Annotated in this window: 18 protein-coding genes; 10 read left to right on the top strand and 8 right to left on the bottom strand. The window is 55.5% G+C overall.

Translation table 11 applies throughout. From position 1 onward, the window contains the following. Positions 1-29: 29 nt before the first annotated feature. Positions 30-974, top strand: a complete 945-nt coding sequence (gene gshB / locus FIV00_RS01135; RefSeq protein ID WP_152499093.1) for a glutathione synthase — start codon at positions 30-32, stop codon at positions 972-974. Positions 975-1,370: 396 nt separating this feature from the next. Here gshB and hppD read toward each other — a convergent pair whose 3' ends face one another. Continuing rightward, positions 1,371-2,483 carry a 4-hydroxyphenylpyruvate dioxygenase gene (gene hppD / locus FIV00_RS01130; protein WP_152499092.1) on the bottom strand — a complete coding sequence of 371 codons (1,113 nt, stop codon included), beginning with the start codon at positions 2,481-2,483 and terminating at the stop codon, positions 1,371-1,373. Between the two features lie 128 nt (positions 2,484-2,611). On the opposite strand from hppD, the gene FIV00_RS01125 reads away from it, so the two are divergent. Continuing rightward, entirely contained in the window at positions 2,612-3,085 is a 474-nt protein-coding gene (locus FIV00_RS01125; RefSeq protein ID WP_152499091.1) for an Lrp/AsnC family transcriptional regulator, read from the top strand. Positions 3,086-3,090: 5 nt separating this feature from the next. On the opposite strand, the gene FIV00_RS01120 is transcribed toward FIV00_RS01125, so the two are convergent. Then, entirely contained in the window at positions 3,091-3,585 is a 495-nt protein-coding gene (locus FIV00_RS01120; protein WP_152499090.1) for a hypothetical protein, read from the bottom strand. A gap of 185 nt (positions 3,586-3,770) precedes the next feature. Here FIV00_RS01120 and FIV00_RS01115 point away from each other — a divergent pair, with 185 nt between their 5' ends. Beyond that, positions 3,771-4,532, top strand: a complete 762-nt coding sequence (locus tag FIV00_RS01115; RefSeq protein WP_152499089.1) for a tellurite resistance TerB family protein — start codon at positions 3,771-3,773, stop codon at positions 4,530-4,532. A gap of 106 nt (positions 4,533-4,638) precedes the next feature. On the opposite strand, the gene FIV00_RS01110 is transcribed toward FIV00_RS01115, so the two are convergent. Continuing rightward, on the bottom strand, positions 4,639-5,742 hold the full coding sequence (locus tag FIV00_RS01110) for a citrate synthase/methylcitrate synthase (RefSeq protein ID WP_152499088.1): 1,104 nt from the start codon (positions 5,740-5,742) through the stop codon (positions 4,639-4,641). Positions 5,743-5,789: 47 nt separating this feature from the next. Here FIV00_RS01110 and FIV00_RS01105 point away from each other — a divergent pair, with 47 nt between their 5' ends. From FIV00_RS01105 to FIV00_RS01095, 3 genes are all read left to right on the top strand, one after another. Next, a complete protein-coding gene (locus FIV00_RS01105) occupies positions 5,790-6,989 on the top strand; it encodes a citrate/2-methylcitrate synthase (protein WP_209006762.1) in 1,200 nt (399 codons plus the stop codon). A gap of 205 nt (positions 6,990-7,194) precedes the next feature. Then, entirely contained in the window at positions 7,195-8,289 is a 1,095-nt protein-coding gene (gene rsgA / locus FIV00_RS01100; protein WP_152499087.1) for a ribosome small subunit-dependent GTPase A, read from the top strand. A gap of 150 nt (positions 8,290-8,439) precedes the next feature. Next, positions 8,440-9,333 carry an AEC family transporter gene (locus FIV00_RS01095; RefSeq protein WP_209006761.1) on the top strand — a complete coding sequence of 298 codons (894 nt, stop codon included), beginning with the start codon at positions 8,440-8,442 and terminating at the stop codon, positions 9,331-9,333. 9 nt (positions 9,334-9,342) lie between these two features. Here the strand turns inward: FIV00_RS01095 and FIV00_RS01090 are convergent, their stop codons facing one another. The 5 genes from FIV00_RS01090 to FIV00_RS01070 all read right to left on the bottom strand — a co-directional run bounded on the left by FIV00_RS01090 (position 9,343) and on the right by FIV00_RS01070 (position 13,172). Beyond that, on the bottom strand, positions 9,343-9,816 hold the full coding sequence (locus tag FIV00_RS01090) for a GNAT family N-acetyltransferase (protein ID WP_152499086.1): 474 nt from the start codon (positions 9,814-9,816) through the stop codon (positions 9,343-9,345). After that, on the bottom strand, positions 9,813-10,658 hold the full coding sequence (locus tag FIV00_RS01085) for an oxaloacetate decarboxylase (RefSeq protein WP_152499085.1): 846 nt from the start codon (positions 10,656-10,658) through the stop codon (positions 9,813-9,815). The genes FIV00_RS01090 and FIV00_RS01085 overlap by 4 nt, the downstream gene beginning before the upstream one ends. A 311-nt stretch (positions 10,659-10,969) precedes the next feature. Further along, positions 10,970-11,434 (bottom strand): DUF1203 domain-containing protein, encoded by a 465-nt coding sequence (locus FIV00_RS01080; protein WP_152499084.1) that lies wholly within the window; start codon positions 11,432-11,434, stop codon positions 10,970-10,972. An 80-nt stretch (positions 11,435-11,514) separates the two neighbouring features. Continuing rightward, positions 11,515-12,630, bottom strand: a complete 1,116-nt coding sequence (locus tag FIV00_RS01075; protein WP_209006760.1) for a hypothetical protein — start codon at positions 12,628-12,630, stop codon at positions 11,515-11,517. Between the two features lie 134 nt (positions 12,631-12,764). After that, positions 12,765-13,172, bottom strand: a complete 408-nt coding sequence (locus tag FIV00_RS01070; RefSeq protein ID WP_152499082.1) for a GNAT family N-acetyltransferase — start codon at positions 13,170-13,172, stop codon at positions 12,765-12,767. Between the two features lie 228 nt (positions 13,173-13,400). Here FIV00_RS01070 and modA point away from each other — a divergent pair, with 228 nt between their 5' ends. The 4 genes from modA (at position 13,401) to FIV00_RS01050 (ending at position 17,871) form a co-directional block, all read left to right on the top strand. Next, the gene (gene modA, locus FIV00_RS01065; RefSeq protein WP_152499081.1) at positions 13,401-14,159 is read left to right on the top strand and encodes a molybdate ABC transporter substrate-binding protein; all 759 of its coding nucleotides are present in this window, start codon (positions 13,401-13,403) and stop codon (positions 14,157-14,159) included. Positions 14,160-14,204: 45 nt separating this feature from the next. After that, positions 14,205-14,912, top strand: coding sequence for a molybdate ABC transporter permease subunit (gene modB, locus FIV00_RS01060; RefSeq protein WP_152504056.1), 708 nt, complete (start codon positions 14,205-14,207; stop codon positions 14,910-14,912). Then, positions 14,899-16,017, top strand: coding sequence for a molybdenum ABC transporter ATP-binding protein (modC, locus tag FIV00_RS01055; protein WP_173005830.1), 1,119 nt, complete (start codon positions 14,899-14,901; stop codon positions 16,015-16,017). Before modB ends, modC begins: the two co-directional genes overlap by 14 nt. 69 nt (positions 16,018-16,086) lie before the next feature. After that, the gene (locus FIV00_RS01050) at positions 16,087-17,871 is read left to right on the top strand and encodes an ATP-binding protein (protein WP_152499079.1); all 1,785 of its coding nucleotides are present in this window, start codon (positions 16,087-16,089) and stop codon (positions 17,869-17,871) included. Position 17,872: the final 1 nt, after the last annotated feature.

The following is a 17,872-nucleotide window of genomic DNA, read 5'->3' as shown; positions in this document are numbered from 1 at the left end:
GCTGATGCGCGCCCGCCGGAAGTTACCTCATGGCTTTGAAAGTTGCGGTCCAGATGGACCATATCTCGACCATCAATATTGCAGGTGACAGTGCATTTGCACTGATGCTTGAAGCTCAATCCAGGGGTCATGAGCTATACCATTATACGCCTGAACGGCTGGCATTGCGGGGCAATGAGGTTTTCTGTGCGCTCGAACATGTCGAGGTTCGCGATCAGAAGGGAAATCATTTCACACTTGGCGAAAAGCGGCGTGTCGACATGCGCGAGATGGACGTTGTGTTGATGCGTCAGGACCCGCCATTTGATCTGTCTTACATCGCCGCAACGCATATTCTTGAGAAAATCCATCCTTCCACGTTGGTCGTCAATGATCCCAGGGAAGTGCGCAACGCACCTGAAAAACTGTTCGTTACCGAATTTGCAGACCTGATGCCTCCGACGCTGATCACGAAGGACCGGACGGAAATAGACCTGTTCCGCCAGGAGTACGGCGACATCGTCATGAAGCCGCTGTTTGGTCATGGTGGCGCAGCCGTGTTCCGCATCACCAACGATGACCTCAATTACGGCTCCCTCTATGACTTTTTCGATGCGACCTTCCGGGAACCATGGGTGATTCAGCAATTCCTGCCGAATGTGAAACACGGCGACAAGCGTATCCTGCTGGTCAATGGTGAGTTCGCGGGAGCGGTCAATCGCGTTCCGGCGGAGGGTGATCTCAGATCCAACATGGTGCGTGGTGGAGCGCCGACTGACAGCGACTTGACAGATCGCGAGCGCGAAATTTGCGCGCGACTGGGCCCTTCCTTGCGAGAGAAAGGTCTCATTCTGGTCGGTATCGACGTCATTGACGGCCTGCTGACGGAGATCAACGTCACCGCACCCACGGGCATCAGGGCAATCCGCAAACTCGGCGGTCCCGATGTTGCGGGCAAGGTCTGGGATGTGCTCGAAGCAAAGGTCAAATCCTAGGGAAATTGCACGAGCAAAAAAAAACCTCTACGCAATGCGCAGAGGTATTAGAAGTTTGTGCTTAGACAATGCAACAGAGGGCCTACTCGGCAGCCTCTGATAGTAAAACCCATTGGAACCAGCCTTGTTCCCGAGCTTTTTCAAAAAACGTCTTGAGAATGTCTCTTAAGGCTGAAGTTGTTCAAAAACTCACATATCTTTCAGTAGTTTACGACAAAAAATTTTTTGCAAAAAAAATCGCGAAAAAATCTGATAACCGTAAACTCGCCCTTCAAATATACCGAAAGTTGTTGTTCCAGGAAGGACTTGGTGGAGCTTTCTAAAGAATGCCTGCATCAAAAAAAGCCGCTCTCTCATCAGGAGAAAGCGGCCTTCCAGAGCGACCGGCAAGTGGGTTTACTCGGCGGCTTCAGTTTTAATCACACCTCGGCGGATCTGATCTTCTTCAATGGATTCGAACAGAGCGCGGAAATTACCTTCACCAAAGCCTTCGTCGCCCTTCCTCTGGATGAATTCGAAAAAGATCGGACCGATCACGGTTTTTGAAAATATTTGCAAAAGGATTTTGGTGGTGCCGCCATCGATCACTCCTTCGCCGTCGATCAGAATGCCATGTTTTTTCATCCGGTCGATCGGCTCTTCATGCCCCTGAACGCGCTCAGAAGATCGTTCATAGTAGGTATCCGGAGGGCCAGGCATGAATTTCAGCTCGTTGGCGGCAAGTTTGTCCGTGCTGTCGTAAATGTCGTCGGTTCCCACAGCAATGTGCTGGATGCCTTCGCCGTTGTACTTTTTCAGGTATTCCTCAATTTGGCTGGTGTCATCCTTGGATTCATTCAGCGGAATACGGATTTTCCCGCAAGGGCTCGTGATCGCGCGGCTGACGAGACCCGTGATGCGACCGTCGATGTCGAAGAAGTGGATCTGCCTGAAGTTAAAGAGGTCCCGATAAAAATCCCACCATTTGTCCATGTTGCCGCGATAGACATTGTGGGTGAGATGGTCGAGATAATAAAAGCCGACACCACCCGGTCTTGGGTTCTCTTCACCCAGCCAGTTGAATTCTGCGGAATAGGCCGAGCCAGCTCCGCCATATCTGTCGACAAAATAGAGCAGCGATCCGCCGATGCCGACGATGGCCGGTGTCTCCAGAACCTTGCCCTCGCCTTCATAGGGTGTCGCACCTCTTGCGACAGCATGGTCAAAAGCCTTTTGCGCATCGACAACACGCCAGGCCATGGACGGCGCGCAAGGACCATGCGTTTCGACAAATGACATGCCGTGACTGCCCGGCTCCGCGTTCAAGACATAGGTCACATCACCCTGACGGTAGAGCGTGATGTTCTTGCTCTTGTGTTTTGCAACAGGGACATAGCCCATCTTGCGGAACAGGGCGTCGAGCTTCTCTGGCTCTGGGTGGGCGAATTCAACAAACTCGAAACCATCGGTGCCAGCAGGATTCTGGTCATTTATTTGAGCAGGTGGTGCATCATGTGGAAACGGTCCCATAAAAGAGCCTCCTCTGGAGCTTTCGTCATTGAGAGCAGGATGGAGGCAAAGATGCGCATTGTGTGTGCAAAGCACGTGATTTCGCGTAAGTTAGTGCATGGTTCTTGCAGAAAATTAAGGAAAGACGCGTGACAGTTGCGTTGGATGGATATGATGTGAAGTTGTTGGCCGCATTGCAGGAAAATGCTGCGCTCACCAATTCCGAGCTGGGCGACGTGATCAATCTGTCTGCGAGTCAGGTTTCACGCAGAAGGGCCAAGTTGGAAGAAGCGGGGATTATCCGTCGATACAGGGCCGCGTTGGATGCCGAGGCGCTGGGCTTGACGGTTACTGCTTTTGTCGGCGTAACGTTGGGTGCCCACAGCAAAGAGAATGCCCGCCGTTTTCGCAACATGGTCAAGGCAATGCCGGAAGTGCAGGAAGCTCATACACTGACAGGTGACCAGGACTATATGCTCAAGATCGTCGTTCCAGACCTGAAAGCACTTAGCCACGTTATAAATGACGAACTGTTGCCCCAGGAGGCTGTCCATCATGTCAGATCATCGATCGCCATGGAAACTCTGAAAGACGACAACCTGTTGCCGCTTGGACGGTCTTGAGGTTTTCACAACCCAAAGAGTTTGAGCAGATCTGACCAGAAATCCTGGCGCAGGCCAGGGAGATTTTCGCCCGGACTTCCCGAGCCGTCGGCAAGGCAAATATCCGAATAGCCCTTTTCTGCTGACAGAAGACAGGCATCGGGCCGACAGGCGGCTTCGTCGAGGATATAGAGATGCCGGCCTGCAAAAGCCTTTTGGATGAGCTGCATATCGTCGTGGTTGGGCTCGGATACGAAGACGAAAGTCGGATACTCTGGTCCGCGCGGCAAGCCACGGTCCTGAACGGCGTGAATGGTTTTGTGTTTCGAGCCTCGGATGCACCCATCGATACGATGCGCAAATAGCTTGTCTGTCGAACTGATGTTTTCCTGTTCCATCAGCTTGGCATAAGACGATTTGAGTGTCGCATCGGCGACAGGCAAATAGGCATCGACTGCACCGTCTTCGGCCAGCGTGGTTGTTGCCGTGCCGCTCACTGCGAACAGGGCCAAGACCATCACGATTGCAGTCTTGCGGATTGAATTCTCGAGAAGCAGCGAATGTCTTTCGTGTGCAATCCGGTTGTGAATTGGTCGATACAATTGTGTCGCGAATGGTAGCCTAATCTTGCGCCTCCGGAAGAAAGTCCCATTTGATAGGGCAAATATGTTTTGCCCCGACAGGGGCCGTTGAAAGGAGCCAATTGATGTTTGACGCAAAATCCTTGCTGGATCAGTTTCTGGGAAGCCAGGGTGGCGGTCAACCGGGGAACCAATATGGAGGCCGCGGTGGTGCCGCGGCTCAACGTGGCGGTTCCGGTGATCTCCTGTCCCAAGGCAAGGATTTTCTGTCATCCCAGGGAGGTGGACTTGCACTTGGCGGTCTGGCCGGCCTGATGCTCGGTTCAAAATCAGGTCGGAAGATGGGCAAGAAGGCCGTGACTTATGGTGGCCTCGCCCTGGTTGCCGGTCTCGCCTACAAAGCCTATCAGGGTCACAAGGCCAACCAGCAGAATGCGCCACGCCCGCAATATCCCCAGGACGAACCCATTCCGCTGGAAGCACCGCGAGGCACCGCCTTTGATCCGGCGCAGCAACCAGGTGGCGAAAACCAGTTTGCCGTTGCTCTTTTGACGGCCATGATCTCGGCGGCTAAAGCCGACGGTCATATCGACCGGGAAGAGCAAGACCGGATTTTTGCGAAAATCGATGAGGCCGGTCTGGACAGCGAAGCGAAGGCCTTCCTTATGGATGAACTGCGTTCCCCGCTCGATCTCGACAAGGTGGTGGCAAGTGCCTCCTGTCCCGAATCTGCGGCGGAGATCTATGCTGCATCCCGCATTGCCATTGATCCCGACCACCCGGCCGAACAGGCTTATCTGCAGATGCTGGCCGCACGGCTCGGTCTTGAAGCTGGTCTGGTCGACGAGATCGAACTCGCCGTGCGAGAGGCCGAGATGGCCAATTAGGCAAGCATGGTTAAAAGAGACCCTTTTGCTGCCGTTTTGAAGCATGGGCCTGACGCTTGACGTCAGGCCTTATTCATTTCTGGCGATGTGAGTTTCGCCAACAAGCTTATTCCGGGGCTGGTCCTACATACTGTGACGCTGGCCGGATCAATCTGCCGTATTTTTGTTGTTCCAGAACATGGGCGCACCACCCTGGAGTTCTGCCGACGGCAAAGAGCGGTGTGAACAACGTTCGATCGATACCGACGGCGTCAAGCAGGACGGCCGTATAGAATTCGACATTGGTGTCCAGCGGACGGTCCGGCTTTGCTCTTTTGAGCGCCACGAGGGCGGCCTCTTCGATGTCTTCCGCCAGTCCGACTTTCGGATTCTCTTCTCCAAGAATGCGCAACCCGTCTTTGAGGACATCGGCGCGCGGATCCCGGGTTCGGTAGATCCGGTGACCGAACCCCATAAGGCGTTCCTTGCGGGCAAGCGCCGCGTCAATCCACCCGGCGGCAGCGTCCGGCGTGCCGATGGCGTCGATCATGTCGAGGACCGGGCCTGGCGCTCCACCATGAAGAGGGCCGCTTAGCGCGCCCATTGCGCCGAGTACGGCCTGTTTCAAACCCGCATCAGTTGACCCGATCACCCTTGCGGTGAAGGTCGAAGCGTTCAGTCCGTGGTCCAAGATGGTAACGAGATAGCGGTCCAGCGCATCGGCGAAATATTTTGTCGGCGCTTCGCCGGTCAGCATGTGCAGGAGATCGGCAGCTGATCCAACCGAAAGGTCCGGCGCGATTGGTTTTTCACCTGCAGAGATCCTGTACGCTGCGGCAAGAAAAACGGGCAACGCACCGCTGATCGCAATCGGCTCGGGGATATCGTCGGTCATTGGCAGCGCAGCCAGGCCGAGCTGCATGTATTCATAGACTGGCAACGTTGCAGAAGCTTTCTCCAGTATCGGGACGACAGCAAAGGCAGCGCGGCGCGCCCGTGCGAAATCCGTTTGAAGCGAAAAGGCTCCTGACACCTCGAGATCTTGCCAGAGGTGTTGAACGGCGGCCTCGAATGGCATCTTGCCAGCAAGGTCCTCAATGCGGCGGCCGCGAAGAACAAGCACGCCGTTTTCACCATCAACGTCACTCAAATGCGTTGTCGCGGCGACAACCCCTTCAAGTCCGGCAATCGGGTCCGGCGTCATCCGGGCGGGATTTGGGGCTTCTGTCATGGGCATCTCCTTTTTGGTTCACGCACATGTAGAAAGAGTGCCTTGCATTGATCAATATTGATAAATACAATCAATACATGTCAAAGCCTGTCTATCTCTCGGCCCGCGAGGCGGCTACAGAGCTCGGCGTTCAACCGGCAACGCTCTACGCCTATGTTAGCCGTGGATTGATTTCTTCTGTCGCCGGACCAGGCAAACAACGCCGCTATGACGCAGGCGATGTCAGAAGGCTCAAGGGGCGCAAGTCGGTTGAAGAAACTGCAGGATCCAGGCCCTTGACGGGGGATCCGGTGCTTGAAACCGAGCTGACGCTTATCTCGGAAGATGGGCCGGTTTATCGAGGGCGCCTTGCCCGTGACCTTGCGCGAAACTCGACACTGGAAACCGTCGCCACACTGTTGTGGAACTCCGAAGAGGATCCTTTTGCGGAAGCGGCTCCGGCAGACCTCCCGAACCTTCCCCAGGGATTGGGTCCTCTGGACCGATTGATGATGGCGCTTGCTTCCTGGCCCTTGCAGGATAAGGCAGCCTTCACCCAGGCCCCGAAGCTTTTGAAGATCAAGGGTGCCGCATTGCTGCGCTTCGGTGTTGCCGCATTGCTGGATACCAAGCCAAGTGCTCAACCTATCCATACGCAAATTGCCGAGTGTTTCGGAGCATCGTCGAACGCAAAGAACGCAATTCGGTCAGCATTGGTGCTCAGCGCCGATCATGAACTGAACACAAGCGCGTTTGCAGCGCGGTGTGCAGCCTCGACAAGAGCGCCGCTGCACGCGGCATTGCTGTCGGGTCTCGGTGCTTTCACGGGACCTCGTCACGGTGCCGCTTCTGATCGCACGAGTGCATGGCTGTCGGAGATTGGGCCGGAAAGCGATATTGAAGCCGCTCTCTCCGATCGACTCAGCCGCGGGGAACAGTTGCCTGGTTTCGGTCATTCCATCTACGGTGACAAAGATCCGCGTGCGGACTGCCTGCTCGATTTGCTGTGTCAGAACGAACCGAAGCACCCGTTTGTGGACCGTTTGCCCAGCCTGATAGCATCAGCTCGGGATCTTTATGGCCTTTCACCGAATGTCGATTTTTCTCTGGCTGCAATCCAGAAAACCTATGACCTTCCGAGAGATGCCGGCAAGATCATTTTCTGCGCCGCCCGCATCACAGGCTGGATCGCTCATGCGCTGGAACAATATGCCTCCCATGAGCAAATCCGACCCAGAGCAGCTTACGTCGGTGAGCGGCCGGAGTAACAGCTTCAAAAATGTACCGTCTTCACCAGACTTGAATCCCGGGGCCTCAGCCCTTAGCTTCATGAAGCGCCAACGTCGGCGTGCAACGGAGTTTTTATGTCAGAGCTTGCGTGAGCAGGCGCTCTGGAATTCAGAGAGCCTCAAATACATGAAACGGTGCCCTGCTGGGCGCCCGATGACGTGTGTTTAAATCACGAGACCTCAAATGACACGAAACTATTCGGACTTTTTTCCCTCCGGTCCAAAAAGCGGTGGGTCCGATCAGCCCATTTCATCGCTTCAGAAGCTTGGCTGGCAATCTCATTTCGCTCAGCAGCTCAGTGCTGATGACCTGATCATGACACCACCTGTCCGGGTCGTCGAAGTGCACCGCAATGGTCTGCATGTTCTCGGAGACGGAACGGATCAGACGATCCCGCCACGTTCCGACGCAACAGTTGGAGATTGGCTGCTTCTTGATGAAGTCCATTTGGCTTCAAGCCGACTTCTGGAGCGCAAGAGCCTGCTGAAGCGCCGCGCACCTGGAACGGATCGCCAGATCCAGCTGATCGCAGCCAACATTGACACGGCTTTCATTGTGTCGTCCTGCAACCAGGACTTCAATATTGCACGGCTCGAACGCTACATAGCACTTTGCTTTGAAGCTGAAATTGAGCCTGTGATTGTATTGACCAAATCGGACCTTGTTACCGATCCTGCCGACTTTGTCCGGCAAGCCGAACGCGTCTCTGATCTGGTCCCTGTCGTGACCCTGGATGCACGCGGCGATGAGCCGGTTGCAAAGCTGGCCGACTGGTGCAGAGCCGGTCGGACGGTCGCGTTTCTGGGATCTTCGGGTGTCGGTAAATCGACGTTGACCAATGCCTTGTCCGGGTCCGACGCGATCGAGACACGAGCGATCCGCGAAGACGATGCAAAAGGGCGTCACACGACGACCCGCCGACAATTGCATCTGGTTCCAGGCGGTTGCCTTGTTCTGGACACGCCTGGCATGCGCGAGCTGCAGCTGGCCGATGTTGCTGCCGGAATTGATGAACTCTTCTCGGATCTGAACGAACTGGCTGCCTCATGTCGTTTTCGGGACTGTCTTCATCAGACGGAACCCGGTTGCGCCGTCCAGGCAGCCATTTTGCAAGGACAACTCGACGCTTCAAGGCTTCAACGATGGCGGAAACTGAAGTCTGAAGAGGCCTTCAACTCGTCCAGCCTGGCCGAGCGCAGATCGAAAGACAAAACATTCGGCAAGATGGTTCGACGGATCATGAAGGATAAGGGCGCCCGAAACTGGGGCGATTCCTAGCAACCGGCCATCGTCCGTCAACCGACATGGCCCGGCACTCTTTGCTTTGTCGCACAAGAGCGCCGGGTCTCTTTGGTTCAAGGGCTGGGATTCCCGTCATCGTGCTGTTCAGATAGTCTTTCAGCCAATCAACCAATCCGGGAACTCGGCATGACGGAAATCCTCGGCCATATCGTCAACATCATGCTTCCGGTCATGCTGTGCGTTTTGCTTGGCTATGCGCTCGCCATCGTCAAAGCGCCGTTTGACACAAAATTGTTCGGCAGTCTGGTGTCAAATGTCGGCTATCCGGCTCTTGTGCTGTCACATCTTGCCAAGGAACACGTGCAGGTCGGCACCTTTTTGACGGTCGTGATCGCGGCAATCGGGATGATCCTGATATTTGGCAGCGTCGGCTTTTTGCTTTTGAAGCTCCTGAAGATCCCGATCAAGGCATATTTAGCGCCCATGATGCTCACCAATGTGGGCAATATTGGGCTGCCGGTCTCGACACTGGCATTTGGGCCAGAAGGTGCCGCGGTTGCAATCGGGTTCATCGCTGTGGTTTTGACCGCTATTTTCACAATAGGCGTTGCACTGCCCATGGGGCGGCCCAATTTCGCTGCGCTGGCGCGTCAGCCCGTCATTTATGCGGTGATCATTGCTCTGGCACTGATGGCCAGTGGAGCCAAGCTTCCCCAGCCCCTGGATCAAAGCCTCGATATACTGGCGGGACTTGCCATCCCTATCATGCTGTTAACGCTCGGTTTCAGCCTGGCAACTCTCAAGTTGAGTAATCTGTCCCGTGCGGTTCTTTTGTCGGTGTTGCATGTCGGAATGGCAGCCATCGCAGCCTTCACGTTGACGTATGTTCTGGCGCTGGATTCCAAGGTCGAGAACGTCATTGTGCTGCTTTGCTTCATGCCGCCTTCAGTCGCAACCTATCTGGCCGTCTCTCAATATCAGACTGAGGAAGCTGCCGGTGTTGCAGGCTTCATTTTTGTCTCCACACTTTTGACGCTGATCACACTGCCGCTGGTACTCACCTACGGTACGAAACTCTGAGCAAACGCATCAAAGTCGGTAACTCATGTGCACGATGTGCTTATCGCCGCGCTGTTCCTCGTGGGTTTCAACGAAACCTGCACGCAGGTACCAATCCCTGTTCTCCGCCATGAGGATATTCGTGTAGAGGCGAATTTCTGGCACGGGGGCCTCCCTGGCTCGTTTCAGCGCCCAGTCCAGCATCTTTCTGCCATACCCGCTGCCCTGGCTGCCTGGATCTACGGCCACGCTTTCAAGCAGAAGATGGTCGGAGCGCCAGATCAGCACCAGGCTCGCAACAATGGTGTCACCGTCCCGCAGAACCCAGACTTCGTGCTCCCGGATCATTGCACTGTAGTCAGCAGACATCGGCACGGGGATCGCGTTCATGACGGGCACATAGTGCTCAAAAGCCCTATGCGCCAAGTCGCTGATCTCTGGGCCGTCGCCTGAAGCCGCACGTGTTGGTGCGCCTGCAGACGAATGTCTTTGAGATGCTGTCAAGGACGGGCTTTCATGAAGGATTCAAAGTCGACCGTACTGTCGGCGACGCTGTCAGCGCGGTCGAAACTGCCGAATGAACCTCCGTCTTTCATGTCTTCGGCGGCGGCGATGAAGGCACCATAGGCAATACGGGCAAGACCAGCCCCGATTGAAACGCGGGTAACGCCGAGGTCACCGAGTTCCTTGCGCGTTAAATGAAAGTTCTTCCGCCCGGCGAGGATGTTGAGCGGCGCATTGACCTTGGACAGAACATGCACGATCTGGTCCTTGTCCTTCAGCTGGGGTGCATAAACACAATCGGCCCCGGCTTCGACGAAGGCGTTCAGTCTCTTGATTGTTTCTTCCAGTTCGTGATCCGTCTTGACCGGACCTTCGCTGCGCGCGGTCAGAACAAAGTCTGGAGCGATCGCATTTTTTGCATCAACTGCCGCCTTGATACGCTCCACTGCGAGTTCGAGTGAATAATAGGGGTTTTTGGGATCAGTCGTGTAGTCCTCGATAGAGCAGCCTGCGAGGCCGACTTCTATGGCTCCTTTCACAGTCTCCACGACCTCTTCGGGTGCGTCGCCGAAGCCGTTTTCAAGGTCGCCGTTTACCGGAACACCACAGGCCCCGATAATGTCCGCAGCATGTGCCAGCGCAGCATCCCTGCTGATCAGTCCCTCAGCATCGCGCACACCCTGTGTCCACGCATAGCCGGCACTCGACGTGGCCATTGCGTCAAAACGCAGACCATCGAGAATTCGGGCAGAACCGATATCAAAAGGGTTGGGCATGAGGAAGGCTCTGCCTTTTTCGTGCAATGCTTTGAAGGCGGTGCGGCGGCTGGCTGCAGTTGGCATGACGCAATACTCCCTATGATAGTATCAGGCTACACGAGTAACCTGAAGTTTCAAACGGCATTTCGTTCCTTTATGCGGGTGAGGCGCGTTCCGCGTAAGATCCAGTTTAACCTGAAAAAGGGCGCCAATTGGAGCGTTGGTCGAGGGCTTGCATGCGCCAATTCGCTGCACGGGGCGTCAATTTCCCGGGCCTGAGGCCATTTTCGAACGTGTCCACATACACTGCGCTGGACAAAACACAAAAAATCGTCCTGAAGAACTCAACAAGAGCCTTTCAGGACGATTGAAATTCGAAGCTTGCCCGCTGGTGCCTACGCCTGTGCGCGGGTCACTTTGGCTGCGAAACAGCCGCGTCCCGCATAGTGCAGGTGAAGATAGTCGACATCGGGGTTTTCAAAAAAGGAAGCTATCAGGGTTTCAACCTCCGTTCCCTTCACAACGTCTGCGTCGATTATCTCATGCTGCCTGTTGAAGGCACGCACGGACAGAAATCGGGAAACAATGGATTGGGGAATGACATCGGCTTCCAGCTCGGCTTCATGGGCGTCGTCTTTGACAAAAATTGCGTGACGCGACCTATAGGGAGTATCGCCGGGCTGATGTTCGAAATTGAGCAGAAGAACCCGTTCTCCTGCTGCAACATCGGTGAGCGATACGCGGCAAGGGAAAGCGCCGTCGGAAATGAGCACCTGGACTTTCTTTTCGGCCAATTGGGCGTCTGAAAGGCCAAAAAGGTGCGAGAACTCGTTTGCTGGAAGTGGGTGTATCTGAAACATGGTGGGCTCCTAGTAGTTCGAAACAACATTAGGAGGGGGCTTTTCCGGAAACGACCCGATTTGCGAGCAGTTCGTCAGACTCAGGGACTGACATTGGCGCGGGGTTCCCTTTGGCGATGCCAGGCAACCAACAGAACCATGCCGATGATCGTGAGATACGGCAGATAAAAGCGCGTCTCGAAATGCGGAAACACGAGATATTTGGCACAGATAGATGCAACGACGGCATAGAGTAGTACGCGTTCCCGGTCACGCAGTTCGGACAGCGTGATGCATTTGGCGAAGAACAGCATCTCGGCAAAGAGCAGCGCAAGCCACGTTTGGCTCATCAACGACCTGACCGTCGAACGCACGAGCATCTGAACATAAGTAATTGGAGAAAAAGGAGGGTCGAACCCTTCAAGCGTTGGAACATATTCCACGTGGGTGAACCACATATGAACCCACCAGCCGGGATGATCGGATACGCGTGTCAGCCAATAATAAATACCGAAGCAGACAACAAAACAGCCCGTCATGGTCCATCGGCCATGGCCATAAATGGCGGCGAAGACGAAAAAGACACCGATGAAGGCCAGATGGTCGGGTCGGATTAAAAAGGCCGCAACCAGGCATGCGGCTGACGCAATATCTAGCCGTTCCAGATAAAGGAACGCTGCGGCGAGCAGAAAAACCGTGGCATAAAGATCCGGTGAGATCAGCTGGGCAGTACCGCCGAAATCCGCAAAGATCAAAAGAGCAACGATAACCGGTCCATACATCAGCGTACCCGTTCGGGCGAGCCAAATCATCAGTAGTGCTCCAACGGCAATGGCAGACACAAATGAAACAAGCCGCAACGCCTTCACCGGATCCATGAAACCGCTTAGCAGTTTTGCCGTTTCAACATATAGGATCTTCAGGCGATAGAAGCTGAGCATCGTCACGAAAGCGTCCGGATCTTGCGCCTGACGGATCCGGTAGGGCCTGTCCTGTGTCAGCGTAAGGAATTCACCCTCCGAAAGGTTCTCCCTCACAAACCCGTATGTCTGCCGATGCAGATCGTTTCTGTCTTCCGCCGCTGGTTCGAGAATGACCGCAGTATAGGCGAACATATCCCAGTTGGAGAGCGGAAAAACATGCACCACGGCGGCTGTCATCAGGATAAAAAGACCGAGCAATCCGGCCCCAATCCAGGATTTGAGCGGGCGGTACACTGCGCGAGTTGTCCTGAAAACGAATAGGAATGCGTTTTCCAGATTGCGCTGAACCTGATTGGACACTTGCAAAAACCCCGGAGCCGATGGAGCTTCATTCTAGTGGTGCAGGCGTAAGAATTACGTAAACAGGGTCAGCTTGACCGCCTGGACATGCCAATAGAGGCTGGGGCGGTCTCACGAAAGCCGAACTGTTCATAAAGCTTGTTTGCAGGCACGTCGGCGATCAGACTGACATAGGTTGTCGGTGGGAGTCTGGTTTCTATGAATTCGGTCAGGGCTGCCATGATACGCTTCCCCAATCCCAGGCCCTGGTACGCGGGCAGCACGACTATGTCGGTCACTTGAACGAAACAGCCGCCGTCGCCGATCAGGCGTCCCATGCCAATCGGTGTTCCCTCGTCCAGCAACAGAACGGAGAAAAGGCTGTTCTTCAATCCGATTTCGGCAGCGTTCCGGTCATAACCGCTCAGGCCACCATTCGTGCGCAGTTGCAGATAGATGTCGACATCAGGGACCTGTGAAACCAGTTCGATTGTCATATGTCATTCCTCTCGCATTCGTCTGAAGTTACCGAATGACTTGTGTTTTCGCCCGACCCGGCTAAAGGCAGAATTGATTGGCGCTCTTGTCTTTTCAAGTTGAAGCAGGCGAAGACAATCGCGTGAACAACCCAAATCGCCTTCAGAAGAAACAGGCTGGCCTATTGATGCGTTTTTGGATGGTGCATAAATGCTGATGCATCGTGAAATCGAAAAAGTGGTGACTGCTTGCTGGACATCTTAAAAGCCCTTGTACTGTCGATCTTGCTGGTTGTTCCTGCGCGGGCCGATCAGCCACTCACCGTATTTGCGGCGGCCAGCATGCGCGAGGCGATGGAAGAAATCGGTACGGCCTTCGCCGAAGAAAGCGGAACGAGTGTTCTCTTTTCCTTTGCCGGAACCGGAACGCTTGCGCGCCAGATAGAAGCAGGTGCACCCGCCGATGCGTTCGTATCAGCTGATGCGGAATGGATGGACTATGTCGTTGATCGGCAGGCCGTCGTGCTGGGGTCCGTTCGAGAAATCGCATCCAATCGGCTTGTATTGTTGGCACCGGCAGGCAGCCCACAACTCAAACCTGGCGCTTCCGACCTTCCAGTGCGGTTGGAGGGCGAGCGTCTGGCAATTGCGGACCCGGAAACTGTCCCCGCTGGCCGATATGGAAAAGCTGCCCTTCAAGCCCTCGGGCTTTGGGATCGTGTTTCGTCGCATCTCGCGCCAATGGACAATGTGCGTATCGTGTTGGCTGCGGTGGCTCGCGGCGACGTTCCTTTTGGTCTTGTGTACCAGACAGATGCAGTTGTCGCACCCGACGCGCTGGTCGTTTACGAATTTCCCGAAGATCGTCACCCCAGGATCCGGTATCTGGCCGCGCAAACAGTGAATGGGTCACATGCGCACACAGACCGGTTTCTTCAGTTCCTCGCAGGACCTGTCGCGCAAGAGATCTTGCACTCATCGGGCTTTCTAACCGATAAGGAAGGCTAGGCTGCGGATCGGGCGCAGCCATTGGATCCAACAGACTGGGCGCACGTGGATTTTTTCGATCTTCAACCGGCCGAATGGCAGGCTCTGATCCTGACCCTCAAGGTGGCAAGCGTCGCCCTGGCATTTGCGCTTCCGATGGCCGTTCTTGTTGCCTATCTGCTTGCGCGGTTTCGGTTTCCCGGCCACGGTGTTGTCAACGCCCTTGTGCATCTGCCCCTTGTTCTGCCACCTGTTGTCACGGGCTATGTGCTTCTTCTGGCATTCGGCAAAAAGGGACCAATCGGGTCCTTTCTCGACAACACCTTTGGCGTCAGCTTTGCATTCAACTGGACCGGTGCGGCACTTGCCGCAGGCGTCATGGCGTTTCCGCTCATGGTCCGCCCCATCCGCCTTTCATTTGAGGCAGTTGATCCCAAGCTGGAAGATGCGGCCAAGTCACTTGGCGCGCGCCGGCTCACGGCTTTCCTGACTATTTCGCTGCCGCTCGCTCTTCCGGGTATTCTTGGAGGCGCGATTTTGGGATTCGCCAAGGCGATGGGGGAATTTGGCGCTACGATTACGTTTGTCTCCAACATTCCCGGTGAGACCCGTACGTTGGCATTGGCGCTTTATACGGCAACACAAACACCCAGCGGAGACATTGCAGCCTTCCGTTTGACACTGATTGCAGCCTTCGTGGCATTTGCCGCACTGATTGCCTCTGAACTGTTGGCGCGCCGATTGCGCAACAGAATAGGGGGTGCCGATGCTTAGCGTCGACATCACTGGCAAACTCGGCGAAATGGACTTGAACGCCTGCTTTGAAAGTGCCGGCGGGGTCACCTCATTGTTCGGCCAGTCCGGCGCGGGCAAAACAACGCTGACCAATATGATCGCAGGGCTGATCAAGCCGGAGAAGGGCCACATTGTCGTCAACGGCACGGTGGTCTTCGATTCGTCAAACGGTGTCGATCTGCCAGTTCAACAAAGGCGGATCGGTCACGTCTTTCAAGACGCTCGCCTGTTTCCGCATCTTAGCGTCAAGTCGAACCTCACCTATTCCCGTTGGGCAGGAAGACGCACGCCCGGTCGGGATTTTGGTGAAGTTGTCGAACTTCTGGGCCTTCAAAGCCTTCTTGAACGCAAGCCGGCAACGCTGTCAGGTGGTGAAAGACAGAGGGTGGCAATCGGACGGGCTCTTCTTTCAGATCCACGTCTGCTGATCATGGACGAGCCTCTGGCCAATCTCGATCAGGCCCGTCGCAACGACATTCTTCCCTATCTTGATCGCTTGTGCGTGGAAGCAGGATTGCCGATCCTTTATGTCAGCCACTCGATTGAAGAAGTCGCGCGATTGTCGAACACACTGGTGATCTTGTCCGACGGACAAACGCCAGCCTACGGTCCGGTCGCCGAAATGTTGACGCGAACAGACCTTGGTCGGGCAACAGGTCGTCACGAGGCCGGTGCGCTTATTGAAGGAAAAATCGCAGGAATCGACCAGGAATGGGGACTTTGCCTTGTCGATATCGGATCCGCGGTTCTTCAGATCCCCGGCAAGGTCGGTGATATCGGCGATGCCGTGCGCTTGCGTATCAGGGCTCGGGACGTTGCTCTGGCGCTATCACCGCCCAAAGGGTTGTCGATCCGCAATTGCTTCGAGGCAACCATCAGCAGCATTTCTGAAGAAACCGGTCCCTACGCGGAAATTCTGTGTTCTGTAAGCGGACAGACATTGCGCGCCCGCATAACCAGAGCATCTGTTGCTGATCTCGGGCTCTCAGCAGGCAAAAGAGTGAGCGTTCTCATCAAGAGTGTAGCCATCGACCGCCGGCAAAGAGCGCCAGCTCTTGCGAGCCAGGCCGAATTGACACTCTAGAAGAATTCGCGTGCCTTCTGCTTCTATTGGCAGGCTTTCGGCTTGCAGATCCTTGGTTATACTGGCCGAATGATAAGCAGAACCAAGCGTCCGGCCTCGAAAAGGCTGAAATTTGCGATCGGGGCCGTCATGGTCGTCGCCACGCTTGCCCTTATCTGGCTGACCGGGCTTGCGAGTTTGCGCATTACCCTTGCAGAGCAGGAAACCCGGGCAGAGGCCAATCTGGCTGTGCAGTCTGCCGTTCTGGAACGTCTTCTCGACAAGTTTCGCCTCTTGTCTCCCTTGCTCGCACGTGGGCCTGATGTCGCGCAGTTGCTGTTGGAAAAGCACGACAACACCGATCCGGGTATTGCCGCCATCGCCGCCGGCATGTCGGGGGCTGAGGAAGTCTGGATCATGGATCCGCAAGGCAATGTGTCCGTTTCCAGCAGGAGCGGCGTTCCGGCTGGCGCTATCGGTGGCAGCGAGACCATCCGGATTGCATTTGAACAAGCGCGTCAGGGGCAACTTGGTCGTCAATTGATCCCGGGAACTCCCATTTCACCGTCCAACTATGTGTTCGCGTCTCCGTTACGCAGGAACAATGCTCTGGTCGGCGTTTTGGCGGTCAGGGTCAGCCTCGACGATGTTGAACAGGCCTGGGCCCTCAGCAAGGATCCGATTGTTGCCATTAACAGTTCGGGCAGGGTCGTTGTTACAAATGTACCCTTTTGGCGTGGGAAACAGTTCGATGATATCGATCCTGGTTCTGATATTGCGGACTTGACCTTGCCGGGGCGTCTCGAGTTGCTGTTGCCCGCAGCTCGAAATGCAGGTTTGCATATGCAGCTTGCCGAAGACCTGCCTGTTCTGGGCTGGGAAGTCAGAACCTTGGTCGACATCAAGGACGCCAGACAGAGCGCCGGGTGGGCCATGCTGGTCGCCCTGCTTGTGTGCGTTATCGCGGCGGGCGGTATCTGGGTATTGATCGCGAGGCGCGAGGCTTTCATGCGTCAGGCGCGCAGGAACAGGGCCTCGGCCCTTCGTCTTGAACGCCGGGTCCAGAGCCGAACGGCCGACCTCCGCAAGACGAACGTGTTGCTGGAACAGGAAGTCCGGGAGCGCGAACAGGCAGAAGCCAATCTGCGCCAGACCCAGGCTGAATTGGTTCAGGCCGCCAAACTGGCGACGCTCGGGCGCATGTCGGCGGCCTTGAGCCACGAATACAATCAACCGCTTGCCGCCATTCGTTCCGATGCCGAAATTGCCGGCATGCTGATCGATCGGAACCGGGCCGATGAGGCCAAAACCAATCTTTCCAGGATTGGCGGCATGGTGGCACGGATGGCTGAAATTGCGAAAACGCTGAAAGGCTTCACACGCAAATCGGGGACAGACATCAAGCCGGTTTCGTTGCGGCAGGTGATCGATGAGGCAACGCTGCTTCTTCAGCCGCAGATCAAGCAGAAAGAAGTGCGGCTTGATCTCGACCTGCCCGAACAGGACATCATCGTTAAGGGGGGCCGCATTCGGCTTGAGCAGGTGGTGATCAATCTGCTCTCCAATGCCGTGGATGCTGTCGGCGCAAATCCACTGCCTCATGTAAAACTCTCGTTGCATCGTCAGGGTACCGAGGCCGTGCTGACCGTGTCTGACAATGGACCGGGAATAGATGGCGAGGTGTTGCCGCAGATATTCGACCCTTTCTTCACAACGAAGGAGGTCGGGGCCGGGCTCGGTTTGGGCTTGTCGATCGCCTACAAGATCGTCCATGACTTTTCCGGCTCGCTGAAAGCGTCAAATCTCGACGACGGCGGCGCGGTGTTCACAATGCGGTTGCCGGTGGCGGACGAAACTGTCCTCGCGGCCGAATAGG

The organism is Labrenzia sp. THAF82, assembly GCF_009363435.1.
Lineage (GTDB): Bacteria > Pseudomonadota > Alphaproteobacteria > Rhizobiales > Stappiaceae > Roseibium > Roseibium porphyridii.
Note: the sequence above shows the minus strand (reverse complement) of the source record. Positions and strands in the feature narration are given on the sequence as shown.